This window comes from Serratia sp. TSA_7 (assembly GCF_052692135.1).
This window is the reverse complement of sequence record NZ_JBQZFU010000002.1, coordinates 294,093-309,151: the sequence shown is the minus strand read 5'-3', so window position 1 is coordinate 309,151 and position 15,059 is coordinate 294,093. Positions and strand designations below refer to the sequence as shown.

Annotated in this window: 19 protein-coding genes; 5 read left to right on the top strand and 14 right to left on the bottom strand. The window is 57.7% G+C overall.

Annotated features, from left to right (window positions below):
* Nucleotides 1-25 precede the first annotated feature (25 nt).
* Both ACUTQW_RS10350 and ACUTQW_RS10345 read left to right on the top strand, forming a co-directional pair.
* Nucleotides 26-268, top strand: coding sequence for a DUF4160 domain-containing protein (locus ACUTQW_RS10350; RefSeq protein WP_006327907.1), 243 nt, complete (start codon nucleotides 26-28; stop codon nucleotides 266-268).
* Entirely contained in the window at nucleotides 252-500 is a 249-nt protein-coding gene (locus ACUTQW_RS10345) for a DUF2442 domain-containing protein (protein ID WP_020439741.1), read from the top strand. Before ACUTQW_RS10350 ends, ACUTQW_RS10345 begins: the two co-directional genes overlap by 17 nt.
* A gap of 51 nt (nucleotides 501-551) precedes the next feature.
* On the opposite strand, the gene hemW is transcribed toward ACUTQW_RS10345, so the two are convergent.
* Genes hemW through ACUTQW_RS10315 form a run of 6 tightly spaced genes read right to left on the bottom strand, consistent with a single transcriptional unit; the run spans nucleotide 552 to nucleotide 4,713 of the window.
* Nucleotides 552-1,691, bottom strand: a complete 1,140-nt coding sequence (hemW, locus tag ACUTQW_RS10340; protein ID WP_006327905.1) for a radical SAM family heme chaperone HemW — start codon at nucleotides 1,689-1,691, stop codon at nucleotides 552-554.
* Nucleotides 1,684-2,277, bottom strand: coding sequence for an XTP/dITP diphosphatase (locus ACUTQW_RS10335; RefSeq protein ID WP_006327904.1), 594 nt, complete (start codon nucleotides 2,275-2,277; stop codon nucleotides 1,684-1,686). The genes hemW and ACUTQW_RS10335 overlap by 8 nt, the downstream gene beginning before the upstream one ends.
* Nucleotides 2,278-2,294: 17 nt before the next feature.
* Complete coding sequence (gene yggU / locus ACUTQW_RS10330; RefSeq protein WP_004948014.1) at nucleotides 2,295-2,585, bottom strand: DUF167 family protein YggU; 291 nt, start codon at nucleotides 2,583-2,585, stop codon at nucleotides 2,295-2,297.
* Nucleotides 2,582-3,136: a YggT family protein gene (locus ACUTQW_RS10325; RefSeq protein ID WP_004948012.1), complete on the bottom strand. Its 555-nt coding sequence runs from the start codon at nucleotides 3,134-3,136 to the stop codon at nucleotides 2,582-2,584. The genes yggU and ACUTQW_RS10325 overlap by 4 nt, the downstream gene beginning before the upstream one ends.
* A 31-nt stretch (nucleotides 3,137-3,167) precedes the next feature.
* Nucleotides 3,168-3,986, bottom strand: a complete 819-nt coding sequence (proC, locus tag ACUTQW_RS10320) for a pyrroline-5-carboxylate reductase (RefSeq protein ID WP_006327903.1) — start codon at nucleotides 3,984-3,986, stop codon at nucleotides 3,168-3,170.
* A 19-nt stretch (nucleotides 3,987-4,005) separates the two neighbouring features.
* A complete protein-coding gene (locus tag ACUTQW_RS10315; RefSeq protein ID WP_004948006.1) occupies nucleotides 4,006-4,713 on the bottom strand; it encodes a YggS family pyridoxal phosphate-dependent enzyme in 708 nt (235 codons plus the stop codon).
* Between the two features lie 20 nt (nucleotides 4,714-4,733).
* On the opposite strand from ACUTQW_RS10315, the gene ACUTQW_RS10310 reads away from it, so the two are divergent.
* Complete coding sequence (locus tag ACUTQW_RS10310) at nucleotides 4,734-5,738, top strand: type IV pilus twitching motility protein PilT (protein ID WP_006327902.1); 1,005 nt, start codon at nucleotides 4,734-4,736, stop codon at nucleotides 5,736-5,738.
* A gap of 151 nt (nucleotides 5,739-5,889) precedes the next feature.
* Here ACUTQW_RS10310 and ruvX read toward each other — a convergent pair whose 3' ends face one another.
* From ruvX to ACUTQW_RS10280, 6 genes are all read right to left on the bottom strand, one after another.
* Nucleotides 5,890-6,312, bottom strand: a complete 423-nt coding sequence (gene ruvX / locus ACUTQW_RS10305) for a Holliday junction resolvase RuvX (protein WP_004948002.1) — start codon at nucleotides 6,310-6,312, stop codon at nucleotides 5,890-5,892.
* Nucleotides 6,312-6,875, bottom strand: coding sequence for a YqgE/AlgH family protein (locus tag ACUTQW_RS10300; protein WP_004948000.1), 564 nt, complete (start codon nucleotides 6,873-6,875; stop codon nucleotides 6,312-6,314). Before ACUTQW_RS10300 ends, ruvX begins: the two co-directional genes overlap by 1 nt.
* Before the next feature lie 271 nt (nucleotides 6,876-7,146).
* Nucleotides 7,147-8,097, bottom strand: coding sequence for a glutathione synthase (gene gshB, locus ACUTQW_RS10295; protein ID WP_004947997.1), 951 nt, complete (start codon nucleotides 8,095-8,097; stop codon nucleotides 7,147-7,149).
* 10 nt (nucleotides 8,098-8,107) lie between these two features.
* Entirely contained in the window at nucleotides 8,108-8,839 is a 732-nt protein-coding gene (gene rsmE / locus ACUTQW_RS10290; protein ID WP_006327901.1) for a 16S rRNA (uracil(1498)-N(3))-methyltransferase, read from the bottom strand.
* Between the two features lie 184 nt (nucleotides 8,840-9,023).
* Entirely contained in the window at nucleotides 9,024-9,713 is a 690-nt protein-coding gene (gene endA, locus ACUTQW_RS10285) for a deoxyribonuclease I (RefSeq protein ID WP_445654849.1), read from the bottom strand.
* 101 nt (nucleotides 9,714-9,814) lie between these two features.
* Nucleotides 9,815-10,327, bottom strand: coding sequence for a SprT family zinc-dependent metalloprotease (locus tag ACUTQW_RS10280; RefSeq protein ID WP_004947987.1), 513 nt, complete (start codon nucleotides 10,325-10,327; stop codon nucleotides 9,815-9,817).
* A 364-nt stretch (nucleotides 10,328-10,691) separates the two neighbouring features.
* On the opposite strand from ACUTQW_RS10280, the gene fumA reads away from it, so the two are divergent.
* Both fumA and ACUTQW_RS10270 read left to right on the top strand, forming a co-directional pair.
* Nucleotides 10,692-12,338: a class I fumarate hydratase FumA gene (fumA, locus tag ACUTQW_RS10275; RefSeq protein WP_004947983.1), complete on the top strand. Its 1,647-nt coding sequence runs from the start codon at nucleotides 10,692-10,694 to the stop codon at nucleotides 12,336-12,338.
* Nucleotides 12,339-12,507: 169 nt separating this feature from the next.
* Entirely contained in the window at nucleotides 12,508-13,374 is an 867-nt protein-coding gene (locus ACUTQW_RS10270) for a helix-turn-helix domain-containing protein (RefSeq protein WP_037433625.1), read from the top strand.
* On the opposite strand, the gene ACUTQW_RS10265 is transcribed toward ACUTQW_RS10270, so the two are convergent.
* Nucleotides 13,310-14,347 carry an XdhC family protein gene (locus ACUTQW_RS10265; RefSeq protein ID WP_006327899.1) on the bottom strand — a complete coding sequence of 346 codons (1,038 nt, stop codon included), beginning with the start codon at nucleotides 14,345-14,347 and terminating at the stop codon, nucleotides 13,310-13,312. The genes ACUTQW_RS10270 and ACUTQW_RS10265 overlap by 65 nt on opposite strands.
* 8 nt (nucleotides 14,348-14,355) lie before the next feature.
* On the bottom strand, nucleotides 14,356-14,940 hold the full coding sequence (locus tag ACUTQW_RS10260; protein WP_006327897.1) for a nucleotidyltransferase family protein: 585 nt from the start codon (nucleotides 14,938-14,940) through the stop codon (nucleotides 14,356-14,358).
* Between the last annotated feature and the right edge of the window lie 119 nt (nucleotides 14,941-15,059).

Below are 15,059 nucleotides of genomic sequence, written 5' to 3'. Positions count from 1 at the left end.
CAATTGCCAAAAGGATTTTGCATTGATGCCAGTGATATTTCGTTTTAAAGGGTATAAGTTTTTCTTTTACTCAAATGAAGGCGATCCGTTAGAGCCAGCTCATATTCATGTCAGAGACGCGGGGACGGAAGCCAAGTTCTGGTTGACGCCGGTTGTGCAACTGGCACGCAATGATGGGTTTAATTCCAGAGTATTAAAAGAGTTAACTGGAATTATTGAAGATCACCAGTCGCTGTTTTTGGAGGCCTGGAATGAGTATTTCAGCTAAAGCTGTCCGCTTTGATGAGGTGACAATGTGGGTGGAACTGAGCGATGCCAGAATTATTGGTGTTCCGCTAACATGGTTCCCCCGGTTGCTGAATGCAACGGATGAACAACGCGTTTGCTATGAGTTGAGTGCTTGTGGGATCCATTGGGATGCGTTGGATGAAGATATTTCCGTTGAGGGTTTGCTAAAGGGGCGTGGCGATGTGACACATCGCCCCCATCAGGCGGCCTGAGACACAGGTCCGTTGAATTAATAAAAAGCGCTGATAATTCAGCGCTTTTTTTTATTCGTCCGCCAGGAACAGCTCCAGCAGCGAGTTAAGGAACAGCTTGCCTTTTTCGGTGATCTGCCAGTATTCCGCCGTTTCCTCCAGATAGCCTTTTGCCAGCGCTTCATCCAACTGTGGGCGAATCACGCTTTCGTCCAGCCCGGTGTAGTGGGCGAAATCGGCACGCGGCGCGGCCTCCAGCAGGCGGAAGCGGTTCATAAAGAACTCGAACGGCCGATCTGCCGTCGTCACCTCATGCTGTTTGTCCATGTACTTGCCCTGCATAAAACCGCGCGGATGCTTGGTTTTCGCGGTGCGCAGAATGCGGCCGTCGCTGAAGGTCAGTTTGCCGTGCGCGCCGCAGCCAATCCCAAGATAGTCGCCGAAGCGCCAGTAGTTGAGGTTGTGTTGGCATTGGTAGCCCGGCTTGGCGTAGGCCGAGGTTTCATACTGCCGGTAGCCGGCGGCGCTCAGCAGTTGGTGGCCGCGTTCGAAGATGTCCCACAGCGCGTCGTCGTCCGGCAGCACCGGCGGCCGCGAGCTGAACAGGGTGTTTGGCTCGATGGTCAGCTGATACCACGACAGGTGCGGCGGGTTCAAAGCGATCGCCTGGCGCAGATCGTCCAGCGCCTCTTCCAGCGACTGGTCCGGTAAACCGTGCATCAGATCGAGGTTAAAACTGCGCAAGCCGAGACCGGTGGCCAGGTGTGCCGCGCGCTTGGCCTCTTCCGGGCCGTGAATGCGCCCCAGACGGGTTAACTTCTCCGCGCTGAAGCTCTGCACGCCGATCGAAATGCGGTTCACACCGGCGCGCTGGTAGCCGCTGAAGCGATCGGCTTCCACGGTGCCGGGGTTGGCCTCCATGGTGATCTCCGCGTCATCGGCGACGCGAATACGCGCCCGCACGCCGTCGAGCAGCGATTGCATCGCCTCGGCACTCAGCAGGCTGGGGGTACCGCCACCGATAAAAATGGTGCTGATTTCCCGGCCGCCTGCCAGCGGCAGATCGGCATCCAGATCGGCCAGCAGGTGATCGACGTATTCCTGATGCGGCACTTCACCCTTCAACGCATGCGAGTTGAAGTCGCAGTACGGGCACTTCTGCACGCACCACGGGATGTGAATGTACAAACTCAGCGGTGGCAACTTAAGCATTGCGCATGGCTTCCAGCATCAGCTTCAGCGCCTTACCGCGGTGTGATACCGCGCTCTTCTCGTCGCGGCTCAGTTCGGCGGCGGTGCGGCCCAACTCCGGGACGTAGAAGACAGGATCGTAACCGAAACCACCGGCACCGGCGGATTCAAAGATGATTTCACCCGCCCAACTGCCGTGGAACACCAGCGGCGTAGGGTCTTCTGCATGGCGCATGTACACCAGCACGCAGTGGAACTGCGCGCCGCGGCTGCCTTGCGGCACGTCTTTCAGCGCCACCAGCAGCTTGTCGAGGTTTTGCTGGTCAGAAGCGTCTACGCCGGCGTAGCGCGCAGAATAGATGCCAGGCGCGCCGCCCAGGGCGTCCACTGCCAGGCCGGAATCATCGGCGATCGCCGGCAGGCCGGTGATTTGCGCCGCGTGACGGGCTTTCAGGATGGCGTTTTCGATAAACGTCAGGCCGGTTTCCTCGGCGGAATCCACGCCCAGCTCGGTTTGTGCGACCACGTTCAGACCGAAATCGGCCAGCAGGTCGGCGAGTTCACGCACTTTTCCCGGGTTACCGGTGGCAAGAACGACTTTTTGCATGATGACTACCTTGAACATTATTCGATAAGCGCCGCGACCACGGCGGGGATTTGTTGCGGATTGACGATGCGTAACTGTTTATGCCGCCCCAGTTCGCCTTTCTCGATAGTGACGTTGCTTTTCGCCACTTTAAACTGCTTGGCGATAAACTTGATCAGATGAGCGTTGGCCTGGCCGTCAACCGGCGGGGCGGTAATGGCGACTTTAAGTTCGTCGCCATGCAAACCGATAATCTGGTCGCGGCTGGCTTTCGGCTGAATATATAGCCTGATCGCCAGCCCGTCCAGCACGGGGGTAACTGCACTCACAGCAGGAACCAGATCTCACCGAACAAATCCATACCCAGGTAGTTGATCAGATACAGGATCAGGATCACCACCATCGCTGAAAAATCGATGCCGCCCATGGCGGGAAGAATGCGGCGGATCGGGGCCATCAGGGGTTCGGTCAGCTGATACATCACATAGTCAATCGGGCTGCGGCCCTGGCTGATCCAGCTCATCAGGGCGCGGATAATCATCACCCAGAAGATCAGATAACCCGCCGACTTGACCAGCGAAATCAGGCCAAACAGCAGGTTATACGGGCTGAGCGACATCGCGCCGCCCTGGATCAGCAGCAACAGCGGGTACTTGATGGTCATCAGCAGGAACGCCAGCAACAGCGAAGCGCTGTCGACAGGCCCCAGTGACGGAATGATGCGACGCAGCGGGCCGACCACCGGTTGGGTGATCTTCACCACGAACTGGGCGAACGGGTTATAAAAGTCGGTACGCGTCCACTGCATCCAAATGCGTAGCAGCAGCACCATAACGTAAAGATCAATAACGGTTTTGACCAAAAAAGTCAGCGTTAGCATGAAAGGGTCCTTCTCCTTAACTCTCGGTTATTTAAAATGATTTTTCCATTTCCTGCGCACGGGAAACCGCCGCGCGCATGGCTTTGGCCACGGTCTCCGGCAGTTGCTGCTCGTTGAAGACCCGCAGCGCTTCGGCGGTGGTGCCGCCTTTGGAGGTGACCTGCTCGCGCAGGGTCGATAATGGCGTGTCCGGATTGGCTTCCACCAACGCGGCGGCGCCGGAAGCGGCCTGTTGCACCAGCTCGCGTGCGGTTTGGCCGTCGAAGCCCATGCGCTCGGCTTCTTGCTGCATGGCTTCCATAAACAGGAAGAAGTAGGCCGGTGCGCTGCCTGCGGCGGCGATGACGCCGTTGATGCCGTTTTCGTCATCCACCCAGCAAACCTTGCCGACGGAGGCCATCAAATCGCCGGTGTAGTCGCGATCCTGCTGGCTGACCTGTTGCGGCGCGTACAGGCCGCTCATGCCTTTGCCAACCAGAGACGGGGTATTGGGCATAATGCGCACGATGCTCAGCTTGTCGCTCAACAGTTGGTAAAAACGGCTGACCTGAATGCCGGCGGCGATCGACAGCACCAGCTTGCCGGAGAAATCGACCTGTTGCAGCGGCTGACAGACGTCGGCCATCATCTGCGGTTTTACCGCCAGCACCACGACCTCGGCCTCGCGTGCGCAGGCCAGGTTGTCGCCGCTGCTGACGATGCCGTAGTCCGCCGCCAACGCATCGCGGTTTTTAGCCGAAGGCGCACAGACGCTGATGAGTTTAGCCGGGTATCCGCCCGCCACCAGGCCGGCGATAATCGCGCGCGCCATGTTGCCGGCGCCAATAAAGGTAATCTTACGATGTTGCATCAAAATCCCTCGTTATATGTCAGGCCGGTGAATAATCACGAGCGCCAAAAATTGCGGTGCCGATACGCACCAGGGTGCTGCCTGCGGCAATCGCCGCCGCCATATCATCCGTCATGCCCATCGACAGGGTATCCACCTGCGGATAATGCTGTTGCAGGGCCAGGAAGGCGTCGCTCATCTGGCCGAAGACCGCCAACTGGCGTTGGTAGTCTTCTTCCGGAGCGGGAATCGCCATCAGCCCGCGCAACCTAAGGTTCGGCAGCGCGGCTACCGCCTCAGCCAGCGCCGGTAATTCAGCCAGTACAATGCCAGATTTACTCTGTTCATCGCTGATATTAATTTGGATCAGAACGTTAAGCGGCGGCATGCCAGCCGGGCGTTGATCGCTGAGGCGTTGGGCGATGCGCAGCCGATCCACCGTGTGGCACCAGGCGAAGTGCTCCGCCACCAGCCGGCTTTTATTGGATTGCAAGGGGCCGATAAAGTGCCAATCCAGCGTTGCGCCTTCCGGCTGCGTGGCGAAATGCTGAACTTTATCCACGCCTTCCTGCACGTAATTCTCGCCAAAGGCGCGCTGGCCGGCCGCGATGGCTTCTGCGATCGCCGCCACAGGTTTGGTTTTGCTGACTGCAAGCAGAGTGATTTCTTCTGGAGCGCGTGCGCAACCTTGAGCGGCTGTCGCGATGCGGCTTCTGACATCCTGCAGATTCTGTTGGATAGTGCTCATTATTGACCCAGGAGATTGATATGGATATCGACGAATTCGTGGCCCTTAGTGTAAAGCATAATGCTTCCGATCTGCACCTTTGTGCGGGCCATCAACCCATGTTGCGCATTGATGGTGAACTGCAACCGCTGGAAGGGGCGGAAATACTGACTCAGGAGCGAATGCACCAGCTGTGCGGCACGCTGCTGCAACCGCCGCAGCGACAGCTTTTGCAGCAGCATGGGCAGCTCGATCTGGCGTTGACGCTGGCGGGCGATATCCGGCTGCGCGCCAATTTCTTTTTGCAAAGCCTGGGGATATCCATCGCGCTGCGGTTGATCGCCGGCCACTGCCCGACGCTGGCGGCGTTAGCGGCACCGGCCATTGTCCCCGCGCTGCTGCGGCGTGAGGATGGTCTGATATTGGTCACCGGCGCGACCGGCAGCGGTAAATCCACCACGCTGGCGGCGATGATTGACGACATCAATCAGCATCAACGCCGGCATGTCATCACGCTGGAAGACCCGATCGAATTTATGCACCATAGCCGGAAGTCGTTGATTCAACAGCGCGAACTGGGCCGCGATAGCCACAGTTTTGACGAAGCGCTACGCGCCGCGCTGCGTGAAGATCCGGATGTGATCCTGTTGGGAGAACTGCGTGACACCACCACCATCCGTCTGGCGCTCACCGCGGCGGAAACCGGCCATTTGGTGCTGGCGACGCTGCATACCCGCAGCGCGCCGCAGGCGGTGGATCGTTTGGTAGACGTTTTCCCGGCAGAAGAAAAGCCTTATGTGCGCGCACAGCTGGCTGCCAGCCTGCAGGCGGTGATTGCGCAAAAGCTGCTAAGCAGGCCTGGTGGCGGGCGGGTGGCAATCTTTGAGGTGCTGACGGCGACGGCGGCGGTCAGCAGCATGATCCGCGAAGGCAAAACCCATCAGCTCGCCAGCGTGCTGCAAACCGGCGCGCAGTCCGGCATGCAGACTTTTGAACAGGGGTTGCAGCAGCGGATCGACGCCGGTTTGCTGGGAGATAGCGTGTGAAGATAGAGAGAGAGAGAGAGAGAGCGTTTATACCCTAAATAATTGGAGTTGTATCAAGGCGGCAAGAGCGTGAATCCCCAGGAGCTTACTCAAGTAAGTGACTGGGGGGAGCGCACGCAGCCAACACAGATGCAGCTTCAAGTATGACGGGTTAGCCCCGTTGCCGTTCGAACCAGCTTTCCAGAATCACGACTGCGGAGGCGGAGTCTACGCTGCCTTTGTCCAGAGCGCGGAAACCGCCGCGATCGAACAGATTGGCGCGCGCTTCGACGGTGCTGAGGCGTTCGTCATGCAGTGCGATCTGCACGCCAAAGCGGCCATGCAGGCGGTTGGCGAATTTGCGTGCCTGGTCGGTCACCAACTGCTCGGTGCCATCCATATTCAACGGCAGGCCGACCACCACCAGATCCGGCTGCCACTCTTTCAGCAGCTTTTCGATCTTTTGCCAGTCCGGTGAGCCGTCCTGCGCTTTGAACGCCGCCAACGCGCGGGCGCTGCCGGTGAGTTCCTGACCTATGGCCGCGCCGATGCTTTTGGTGCCGAAGTCGAAGGCGATAATGGTGCGGTTGGTCATCAGGCGTGTCCTGCGTGGTTGGCAATGCTGCGGATATCAATACCAAGAAGGTTGGCGGCCTCGCGCCAGCGGCTGGCGATCGGCGTATGGAACAGAATGTCGGTATCGGCTTCGATGGTCAGCCAGGCGTTTTCCAGCACTTCCTGTTCCAGCTGGCCTTTTTCCCAGCCGGCATAGCCGAGCGCCACCAGCACGTCATCCGGCTGCTCCGGAGTACCCAGCGTTTCCAATACGTCTTTTGAAGTGGTGATCATGGTATCCGGCGAGATCTGGATGCTGGAACCGAAGCCACTGCGCGGCGTATGCAGGATAAAACCGCGATCGTCCGCCAATGGGCCGCCGGCGAATACCGGCCTATCCAGGCTGATGGCCGGATTGCGAGCGGGCGGCATGATCTTCAGCTTGCTCAGCACCGTTTCCACCGTGAACTGTTCCACCGGCTTGTTGATCACCAGGCCCATGGCCCCCTCTTCATTGTGCTCGCAGACGTAAATCACCGAGCGTTTGAAGCGAGGATCCTGAAGAGATGGCATGGCGATAAGAAAATGGTGCTGTAAATTCATGGCGTTATTTAAGGTAATTGAGTGGTGAGAAGTTAAACAGCCGCCAGTATGCGGCTATACCCGTCGCCTTTCAAGCCGCAGCGTTGTTGGCTGCACGCGCTCACCTCAGTTACTTACTTGAGTAAGCGCCTGAGGATGAGCGAGCTGGCCGCCTAGCTGCAACTCGAAATCCATAGGGTATATACCCGTAGCCTTTCAAACCGCAGCGTTGTTGGCTGCACGCGCTTTGGAAGGTCAGGATTGCGGGCGACAGCGCCGCCCGCATGGCGGATTACTTCGCTGCCAGACGTTTTTCGATCGCGTCCATCAGCATGCCGGTGATGGAAACCGGGAAGGCCGCTTCGATTTCGCGCGCACAGGTTGGGCTGGTGACGTTGATCTCGGTCAGACGATCGCCGATCACGTCCAGGCCAACGAAGATCAGGCCTTTCTCTTTCAGCGTCGGGGCCACTGCGCGGGCAATTTTCCAGTCGCTTTCGCTCAGAGGGCGCGGTTCGCCACGGCCACCGGCGGCCAGATTACCACGGGTTTCCCCCTGCGCCGGGATGCGCGCCAGGCAGTAGGGCACCGGTTCGCCGTCAACCACCAGAATGCGCTTATCGCCTTCCTTGATCGCCGGCAGGAAGTTTTGCGCCATGCAGAAACGGCTGCCGTGCTCGGTTAAGGTTTCGATAATCACCGACAGGTTAGGATCGTCTTGCTTCACGCGGAAGATGGACGCGCCGCCCATGCCATCCAGCGGTTTGAGGATGATATCGCCGTGCTGCTGGTGGAATTTGCGGATGTGGGCTGCGCTACGGCTGACCAGGGTGTCCGGCGTCAGTTCCGGGAACCAGGCGGTGAACAGCTTCTCGTTGCAGTCACGCAGGCTCTGAGGCTTGTTGACCACCAGCGTGCCTTTCACCTCTGCGCGCTCCAGAATGTAGGTCGCGTAGATGTATTCGGTATCGAATGGCGGATCCTTGCGCATCAGGATCACGTCCAGATCCTGCAGCGCCAGATCCTGCTCGGCTCCGAAGCTGAACCAGCTCTCTTTATCTTCTTTCACGCTCAGCAAGCGGGTGCGTGCGCGCCCATCGCCGGCGTGCAGATAGAGATCGTTCATCTCCATATAATGCAGTTCCCAGCCACGGCGCTGCGCTTCGAGCAGCATGGCGAAGCTGGTGTCTTTCTTGATATTGATGGAGGCGATAGGGTCCATCACGATGCCGAGCTTAATCATTTTCTCTCCTTTAACCCAGATCGCCGAAACGTACCTGCAAAGCGGTAATTGCGGTGAGCGCTGTAGTTTCTGTACGCAGAACGCGTGGCCCCAGCAGGATATCAGTAAATCCGTAGCCGGTGGTCATCGCAATTTCGTCGGCGGATAACCCGCCTTCCGGCCCAATCAGCAGGCGGACATGGTCCACCGGCAGCGGCAGGGTATTGATGCTGTGGCTGGCGCGCGGGTGCAGGTTAAGCTTCAGACTGCCGTCCTGCTCGGCGCACCAGGCTTCCAACTGCATGGCCTCGCGAATTTCCGGAATGCGGTTGCGGCCGCATTGTTCGCAGGCGGCGACGGCGATTTTCTGCCATTGCTGAATTTTTTTCGCCAGACGTTCGCCGTCCAACTTGACGCCGCAGCGTTCGGAAAACAACGGTGTAATGACGTTAACGCCCAGCTCGATGGATTTCTGAATGGTGAACTCCATCTTCTCCCCACGGGAAATCACCTGGCCCAGGTGTAGATTGAGCGGTGATTCACGGTCTTCCAACTGGCCGGCGCCGAGTTGCACCTGCACGCTTTTCTTATCGACCCGAACGATCTCGGCGTTAAACACCCGGTTACTGCCGTCGAATAGCTGCAACGTCTGGCTGGCGCTCATGCGCAGCACGCGTCCGACGTGGTTGGCGGCGTCTTCGCTCAGCGCGATTTCCGCATTGTCGATCAAGGGTTGCGGGTGATAAATGCGGGGTATACGCATGTGAATATTCGATCCTGACTAAAGGGGTAGGCAGCTTGATAGATAGAGGCTATACCCTATGAATTTCGAGTTGCAGCTAGGCGCCCAGCTCGTTCATCCCCAGGAGCTTACTTAAGTAAGTGACTGGGGTGAGCAAGTGCAGGGAACAACGCTGCGGCTTGAAAGGCGACGGGTATATAGTAGGTTAGCCTTTTCGTTGCTGGCAAGCCTGTTGAATATAGGCGTTATGATTGCCCTGAACCTTAGCGATGCGTGCTTCACGCAGACATTCCCATTGGCTGACCGGATATTGGCGGTTCCACACGTCGAACAATTGGGTTTGCTGGCGTGAAAGCCGCAGTTGATAACGGTCGCGCATATAGAAATAGGTGCGTGCTATAGCGCCACGGGCCCGCGCCGGCGGCTCAGCCTGCTTATTTTTGAAGTCCACTTTCATCGGGCATTGGCCGTACTGGCCTTCGCCCCCTTTCCACTGGCTGTACATAAAGTTATTGCGATCGCCGTTCACTTCCCCGATAGCCGGCTGCAGGTTGTGCAGATCGGTTTCGATCTGGCGGTAGGTCGCGTCTTTATTGCAGTTTTTGCGGCCGCCTTGCTGCCAGCATTGCAACTGATGGCCGAACTGCCAGGCCGGCACCACGTGTTCCCATTCAATACGCTGCGCACGCTGGGCGTTTTTACGCACCTGATAGCCGCAGCTCTTGAGGTCAGGAATGCCTTTTTTACCCTGCCAGTCGATCCGGCATCCGCAGTAAAAAGAGCCGGGCGCATCCTGATTGATTTTGGCCGCCGCTGTCTTGGCCTGAGAGAAATTATTGATGCCGTGGGCGGCACCTGCAATGAAAACCACCATAAACAGAATTTTGCGAAGCATATTCCAAAACAGCTCGAAATTGGAAAAGCAGGCAGGGTAACGGAAGTTTATGGCAGTGGCAAATGGTGATATTTACTTGTTTTAACGTATAAATCGTTTCGTTAAAGGTTTTCGATAGCGATAAATCTCAGCTTTTCGCCGCATTGGCGACAGCGGTATTCGCTTTCACCGCGCAGCACCCGATTGTGACGGCGCACGGTGAGCTGGTGCTGCTGACAGCGGCACAGGTAGGGGAAGGTTTTGCTCTGCACCGAGGCGATTTCGAACTGGTGGGTGCGGCTGGCGGGCACCCGCAAGACGCTCTCCATCATCTGGCGCCATTCGCGGCCATGCGGCGGCACACGGCCAAACTGGCGAAACACCAACAGGTGCGCCAGCTCATGCGGCACCACTTCATCGATAAACGGCTGCTGATTTTCCATTAGCAGCACCGGATTCAGCCTGATTTCCCAGGCTTGCAGCCAGGCGGTGCCCGCAGTGGTGCCGCGCTGCTGGTAAACGACTTTGGGTTCAGGAAACTCGACGGAAAAATGCTGGCGGGCCAGCTGAAGCTTTTCCCGCAGACAGCGCATTACCGCCTGTTGCAGTGCAATGGGGATTCTTACTTTGTTCATTGTGGGTAGCTTAAGCAAAGGCGCCCCGGCTGGCAACAAGACGGAAAACTAATTCTTTGCTCACTCCCTGCAGGTTTTTCACCGCATTGATAACCCGATCGTCTCTGATGGATTGTAATCAATGTGTTAACTGCGGGATAATAAAGCGTGCATGCTGAGTCTGTACCCGCAGTGCTCATCGTATGAGGTTGGGAAAAAACCCCTTGAAGTAATACCTTGCTAATATAGGGGTTATTATGCGATTTAGCGCAATAACCGACTGATTAAAAATACGTAAGGTGTGGGAGGTTTTTTGCCGCAGCCTGCCCCGGGCATGCTGAGTAAGTGTGAATTTAACGCAGCTGATGTTGCAAGTGAGAGATCAATGTCGAATAAACCGTTCCATTATCAAGATCCGTTCCCGCTGAAGAAAGACGATACCGAATACTATCTGCTGAGCCGCGATCACGTTTCTGTGAGTGAGTTTGAAGGCCAGGAAATCCTGAAAGTTGCCCCCGAAGCGTTAACCCTGCTCGCCCAGCATGCTTTCCATGACGCTTCGTTTATGCTGCGCCCGGCGCACCAACAGCAGGTTGCCGATATCCTTGAGGATCCGGACGCCAGCGAAAACGATAAGTACGTTGCGCTGCAATTTCTGCGTAACTCAGAAATCGCCGCCAAGGGTATTTTGCCAACCTGCCAGGACACCGGCACCGCGATCATCATGGGGAAAAAGGGCCAGCGCGTCTGGACCGGCGGCGGCGATGAAGAAGCGCTGTCGCGTGGGGTGTACAACACCTTTATCGAAGACAACCTGCGTTATTCGCAAAACGCCGCGCTGGACATGTACAAAGAGGTCAACACCGGCAGCAACCTGCCGGCGCAGATCGATCTCTACAGTGTGGACGGTGAAGAGTACAAGTTCCTGTGCGTCGCCAAAGGCGGCGGCTCGGCCAACAAAACTTATCTGTATCAGGAAACCAAGGCGCTGCTGTCGCCGGGCAAGCTGAGAGATTACCTGGTCGATAAAATGCGCACGCTGGGCACTGCGGCCTGTCCGCCGTACCACGTGGCGTTTGTCATCGGGGGCACTTCGGCTGAAGCTACGCTGAAAACCGTCAAGCTGGCGTCGACCAAGTACTACGACGGCCTGCCGACCGAAGGCAACGAACACGGCCAGGCGTTCCGTGATGTGGCGCTGGAAGAAGAGTTGCTGAAAGAAGCGCAGAACCTGGGGCTGGGCGCGCAATTTGGCGGTAAATACTTTGCGCACGATATCCGCGTGGTGCGTTTGCCGCGCCACGGCGCATCCTGCCCGGTCGGCATGGGCGTTTCCTGTTCCGCTGACCGCAACATCAAGGGAAAAATCAACCGCGACGGCATTTGGCTGGAGAAGCTGGAGCACAATCCGGGCAAATTTATCCCGCAGGAACTGCGCCAGGCTGGAGAGGGCGAGGCGATCAAGGTCGACCTCAACCGCCCGATGGCCGATATCCTCAAGCAGCTGTCGCAGTATCCGGTATCGACCCGCCTGTCGCTGAGCGGCACTATCATCGTGGGTCGCGACATCGCGCACGCCAAGCTGAAAGAGCGTCTGGATCGCGGTGAAGGTTTGCCGCAATACATTAAGGATCACCCGATTTACTACGCCGGCCCGGCCAAAACGCCGGACGGTTACGCCTCGGGTTCGTTGGGGCCGACCACCGCCGGGCGCATGGACTCTTACGTCGATCTGCTGCAATCTCACGGTGGCAGCATGATCATGCTGGCGAAGGGCAACCGCAGCCAGCAGGTGACGGATGCCTGCAACAAACACGGCGGTTTCTACCTTGGCAGCATCGGCGGCCCGGCTGCGGTTCTGGCGCAGCAAAGCATCAAGAGCCTGACCTGTGTGGAATATCCTGAACTGGGGATGGAAGCGATCTGGAAAATCGAAGTGGAAGATTTCCCGGCGTTTATTCTGGTGGACGACAAAGGCAATGACTTCTTCCAGAAGATCCAGGCCGGCCAGTGCTCGCGCTGCGTGAAATAACCCTTCAAAAACAGTTGCCGCCTGATAGGGGCGGCAACTTTCACACTGAATTCCCTCCTGTGTAAAGTCCTGTTGCCCGCTGGACGCCTCGTTTTAACCTGTATACCCTACGCACAAAGCAGTAAAACGTGCACAAAGGCATATTTGTAACGGAAGGTTCGGCAAGAAAATGGGAACGCAGGAAAATCACATCAAGGATCTGCTGGTCTGGATTGAAGACAATCTGACCAATCCGCTGTCGTTGGATATCGTGTCCGCCAAATCAGGCTACTCGAAATGGTATCTGCAGCGGCTTTTCAAGAAACAGACCGGGCTGTCGCTGGCATCGTATATTCGTGCCCGACGTTTGTATCTGGCCGCCTTCGCTTTGCGTTTCACGCGAAAGAGCATTCTTGATATTTCCGTAGAATATCAATTTGATAACCAACAAACCTTTTCCCGCTGTTTCAAAAAGCACTTTGCCGAATCCCCCAGCGTCTACCGCCATGCCCGCAAGCAGGACTTCAGCCATCTGGTGCGTTCGCTGTCCGCCGGTCAGCCTGGCGATATTAAGGTCGATCGCGTCACCGTTGATAAAGGCCAGTATCTCCTCAGAGGGAAAAATTACGCCTATCACCTGGACATTGAGCATCTGGATAAATCGCATCTGCATCTGCGCAGCGGAATCAAAGAGAATTTCTATAAGCTGCTTGGTGGCCGCCCTTCGTTGATCTATGCGCTAACCCATTTTAGGCCGGATGGGCAACGGGTCAGAGTCGACTATTCGCTTGGCGTTGAGGCGGGCAGTTCTGTCAATGCCGATCCCGAGCTGGAGCCGCTGCCGGACATCCACGGAGATTTTTGCCGCTTTTGTTATTCCGGCAAGCCGGTGGCACTGAACGACCATGTGGTGCAGATATACACTCAGATATTGCCGGAGCTTGGCCTGGCCCGCCAGGAAGGGCCTGACCTGACGATGTTCAGCTATTCGCTCAATGAGCGGGAGGAGCTGCATCTGGAGCTTCAGCACCTGGTGCCCGTAATTCCTCTGGACTGAAAGGCCGGGCCGCCGCGCGATTTTTCTGTTGCACGATATCGGCCATCACCGCCAGGGCGATTTCCGCCGGGGTTTTACTGCCGAGCGGCAGCCCGATCGGCGCGTGAATACGTTCCAGCTCTTGTGGGCTGAACTCGGCAATCTGCTGCAGGCGCTGGCGGCGGCGCGCGCTGTTGCGCAGCGAGCCCATGGCGCCGATATAAAATGCCGGGGTGTGTATAGCCTCCATCAGCGTCAGGTCGTCCATCCGCGGGTCGTGAGTCAGCGCCACGATGGCGGTGTTGGCGTGGCACCCGCCGTCCTCAATAAATTTGGCCGGGAACTGGCGCAGCAGCGTCACGCCGGGCCGGAGCTGGGGGGCGAAGTTATCCAGCGCCTCCGGGCGGTTTTCACACACCAGCACTTCGAACCCCAACGAACCGGCGAAATCGGCGCAATACAGTGCCACGCTCGATAACCCGGCAATCAGCAGGCGCGGTGCCGCGGCGATATTCAGCGTGATTTGCTGCCCATTGCGCTCCACCTGGGTGGCGCTGGCAAAGTCGGTCAGTTCCAGGTTGCGGCAGGCATCGGGCAAGGTCAGGCGTTTGACCAACGCGTGGTGTCCGTCCAGCGCGCCGGCGATTTTTGTCAGGTAGCCGATGCTGTCGTCACCGGCCGGCAGGTATTCAATCAGCACGTCCAGCACACCGCCGCAGGGCAACGCCACGTTCGGCTCCAGGCCGCCTTCACCGTAGCGGATCACCTGGCTGGCCGCCAGATACTCCCCGGCCGCCACGCGCCGCAGAAAATCCTCTTCCACGCAGCCGCCGGACAGCGAGCCGCAGTAATGCCCGCTCTGGGTTGCCGCCAGCAGCGCGCCTGGCGATCGCGGCGAGGAGCCGTAAGTATTCAGTACGGTACACAGCCACACCGGCTGCTGTTTCAGCCAGCTTATCGCCTGGCTGACCACGGTGATATCAAGATGCTGCATAGATGATTTTACTCGCTGGCCGGTAGCTGTGACGGAAGATCAATATCCTGCACGACGCTTGCCCGATCAAGAGGCAACAGATAAACCGCTTCCCCTTGCAGCAGTTCACGTGCGCCATTATCACCGCGCAACTGGCAAAGCCTTTTGCGCAATGGCGCGGCAAAGCCGACCGGGTGGCCAGGCCGTTGGTCGAAGCAGGGGCGAGCTATCGCATGATCTTGCAACGCGTCGGCGACCAACCGGAAGATGTCCGGCGTGACGAACGGCATATCCGCCAGATGGATCAACCAGCCTTGCCAGTGCGGCGTGGCGTCAACGCCGGCGGCGATGGAATCCCCGAGGCCTGCGCTGGCGAGCAGCGTGAGCGGTACCTGATACGCGCTGCAAATCTGCTGTATCCACCGGTTATCGGGCCGGGTGACGACCCACACCGGCAGGCCGGAGGCCAGCGCCTGGCGCAAGGTATGTTCGAACAACGGGCGCCGGCGACCCGTCTCATCCGCAAACTCAGCGTCTAATTTGTTGCCTGCGCCACCGGCCTGCGAGAAGCGTTCCCCACGCCCGGCGGCGGCGATCACTATGCCTGTTGTCATCTGCTCTGCCCGAATTTGCGCAACTGTTGATTACCTTACCGCCAATGTGTGTTTTTAATATGTGTTTTTGTTGAAAACAGGATGTTAATCATCACATAATTTTGGGTATAAGCATATGC

Bases quoted from the DNA above. Each gene is read 5' to 3' on its own strand.
- endA (WP_445654849.1), bottom strand. From the start codon at position 9,713: ATGCTTCGCAAAATTCTGTTTATGGTGGTTTTCATTGCAGGTGCCGCC.
- ACUTQW_RS10315 (WP_004948006.1), bottom strand. From the start codon at position 4,713: ATGAGCACTATCCAACAGAATCTGCAGGATGTCAGAAGCCGCATCGCG.
- fumA (WP_004947983.1), top strand. From the start codon at position 10,692: ATGTCGAATAAACCGTTCCATTATCAAGATCCGTTCCCGCTGAAGAAA.
- ACUTQW_RS10310 (WP_006327902.1), top strand. From the start codon at position 4,734: ATGGATATCGACGAATTCGTGGCCCTTAGTGTAAAGCATAATGCTTCC.
- ACUTQW_RS10280 (WP_004947987.1), bottom strand. From the start codon at position 10,327: ATGAACAAAGTAAGAATCCCCATTGCACTGCAACAGGCGGTAATGCGC.
- rsmE (WP_006327901.1), bottom strand. From the start codon at position 8,839: ATGCGTATACCCCGCATTTATCACCCGCAACCCTTGATCGACAATGCG.
- ACUTQW_RS10345 (WP_020439741.1), top strand. From the start codon at position 252: ATGAGTATTTCAGCTAAAGCTGTCCGCTTTGATGAGGTGACAATGTGG.
- ruvX (WP_004948002.1), bottom strand. From the start codon at position 6,312: ATGACCAACCGCACCATTATCGCCTTCGACTTCGGCACCAAAAGCATC.
- ACUTQW_RS10260 (WP_006327897.1), bottom strand. From the start codon at position 14,940: ATGACAACAGGCATAGTGATCGCCGCCGCCGGGCGTGGGGAACGCTTC.
- ACUTQW_RS10265 (WP_006327899.1), bottom strand. From the start codon at position 14,347: ATGCAGCATCTTGATATCACCGTGGTCAGCCAGGCGATAAGCTGGCTG.
- proC (WP_006327903.1), bottom strand. From the start codon at position 3,986: ATGCAACATCGTAAGATTACCTTTATTGGCGCCGGCAACATGGCGCGC.
- ACUTQW_RS10270 (WP_037433625.1), top strand. From the start codon at position 12,508: ATGGGAACGCAGGAAAATCACATCAAGGATCTGCTGGTCTGGATTGAA.
- ACUTQW_RS10350 (WP_006327907.1), top strand. From the start codon at position 26: ATGCCAGTGATATTTCGTTTTAAAGGGTATAAGTTTTTCTTTTACTCA.
- ACUTQW_RS10300 (WP_004948000.1), bottom strand. From the start codon at position 6,875: ATGAATTTACAGCACCATTTTCTTATCGCCATGCCATCTCTTCAGGAT.
- hemW (WP_006327905.1), bottom strand. From the start codon at position 1,691: ATGCTTAAGTTGCCACCGCTGAGTTTGTACATTCACATCCCGTGGTGC.
- gshB (WP_004947997.1), bottom strand. From the start codon at position 8,097: ATGATTAAGCTCGGCATCGTGATGGACCCTATCGCCTCCATCAATATC.
- ACUTQW_RS10335 (WP_006327904.1), bottom strand. From the start codon at position 2,277: ATGCAAAAAGTCGTTCTTGCCACCGGTAACCCGGGAAAAGTGCGTGAA.
- ACUTQW_RS10325 (WP_004948012.1), bottom strand. From the start codon at position 3,136: ATGCTAACGCTGACTTTTTTGGTCAAAACCGTTATTGATCTTTACGTT.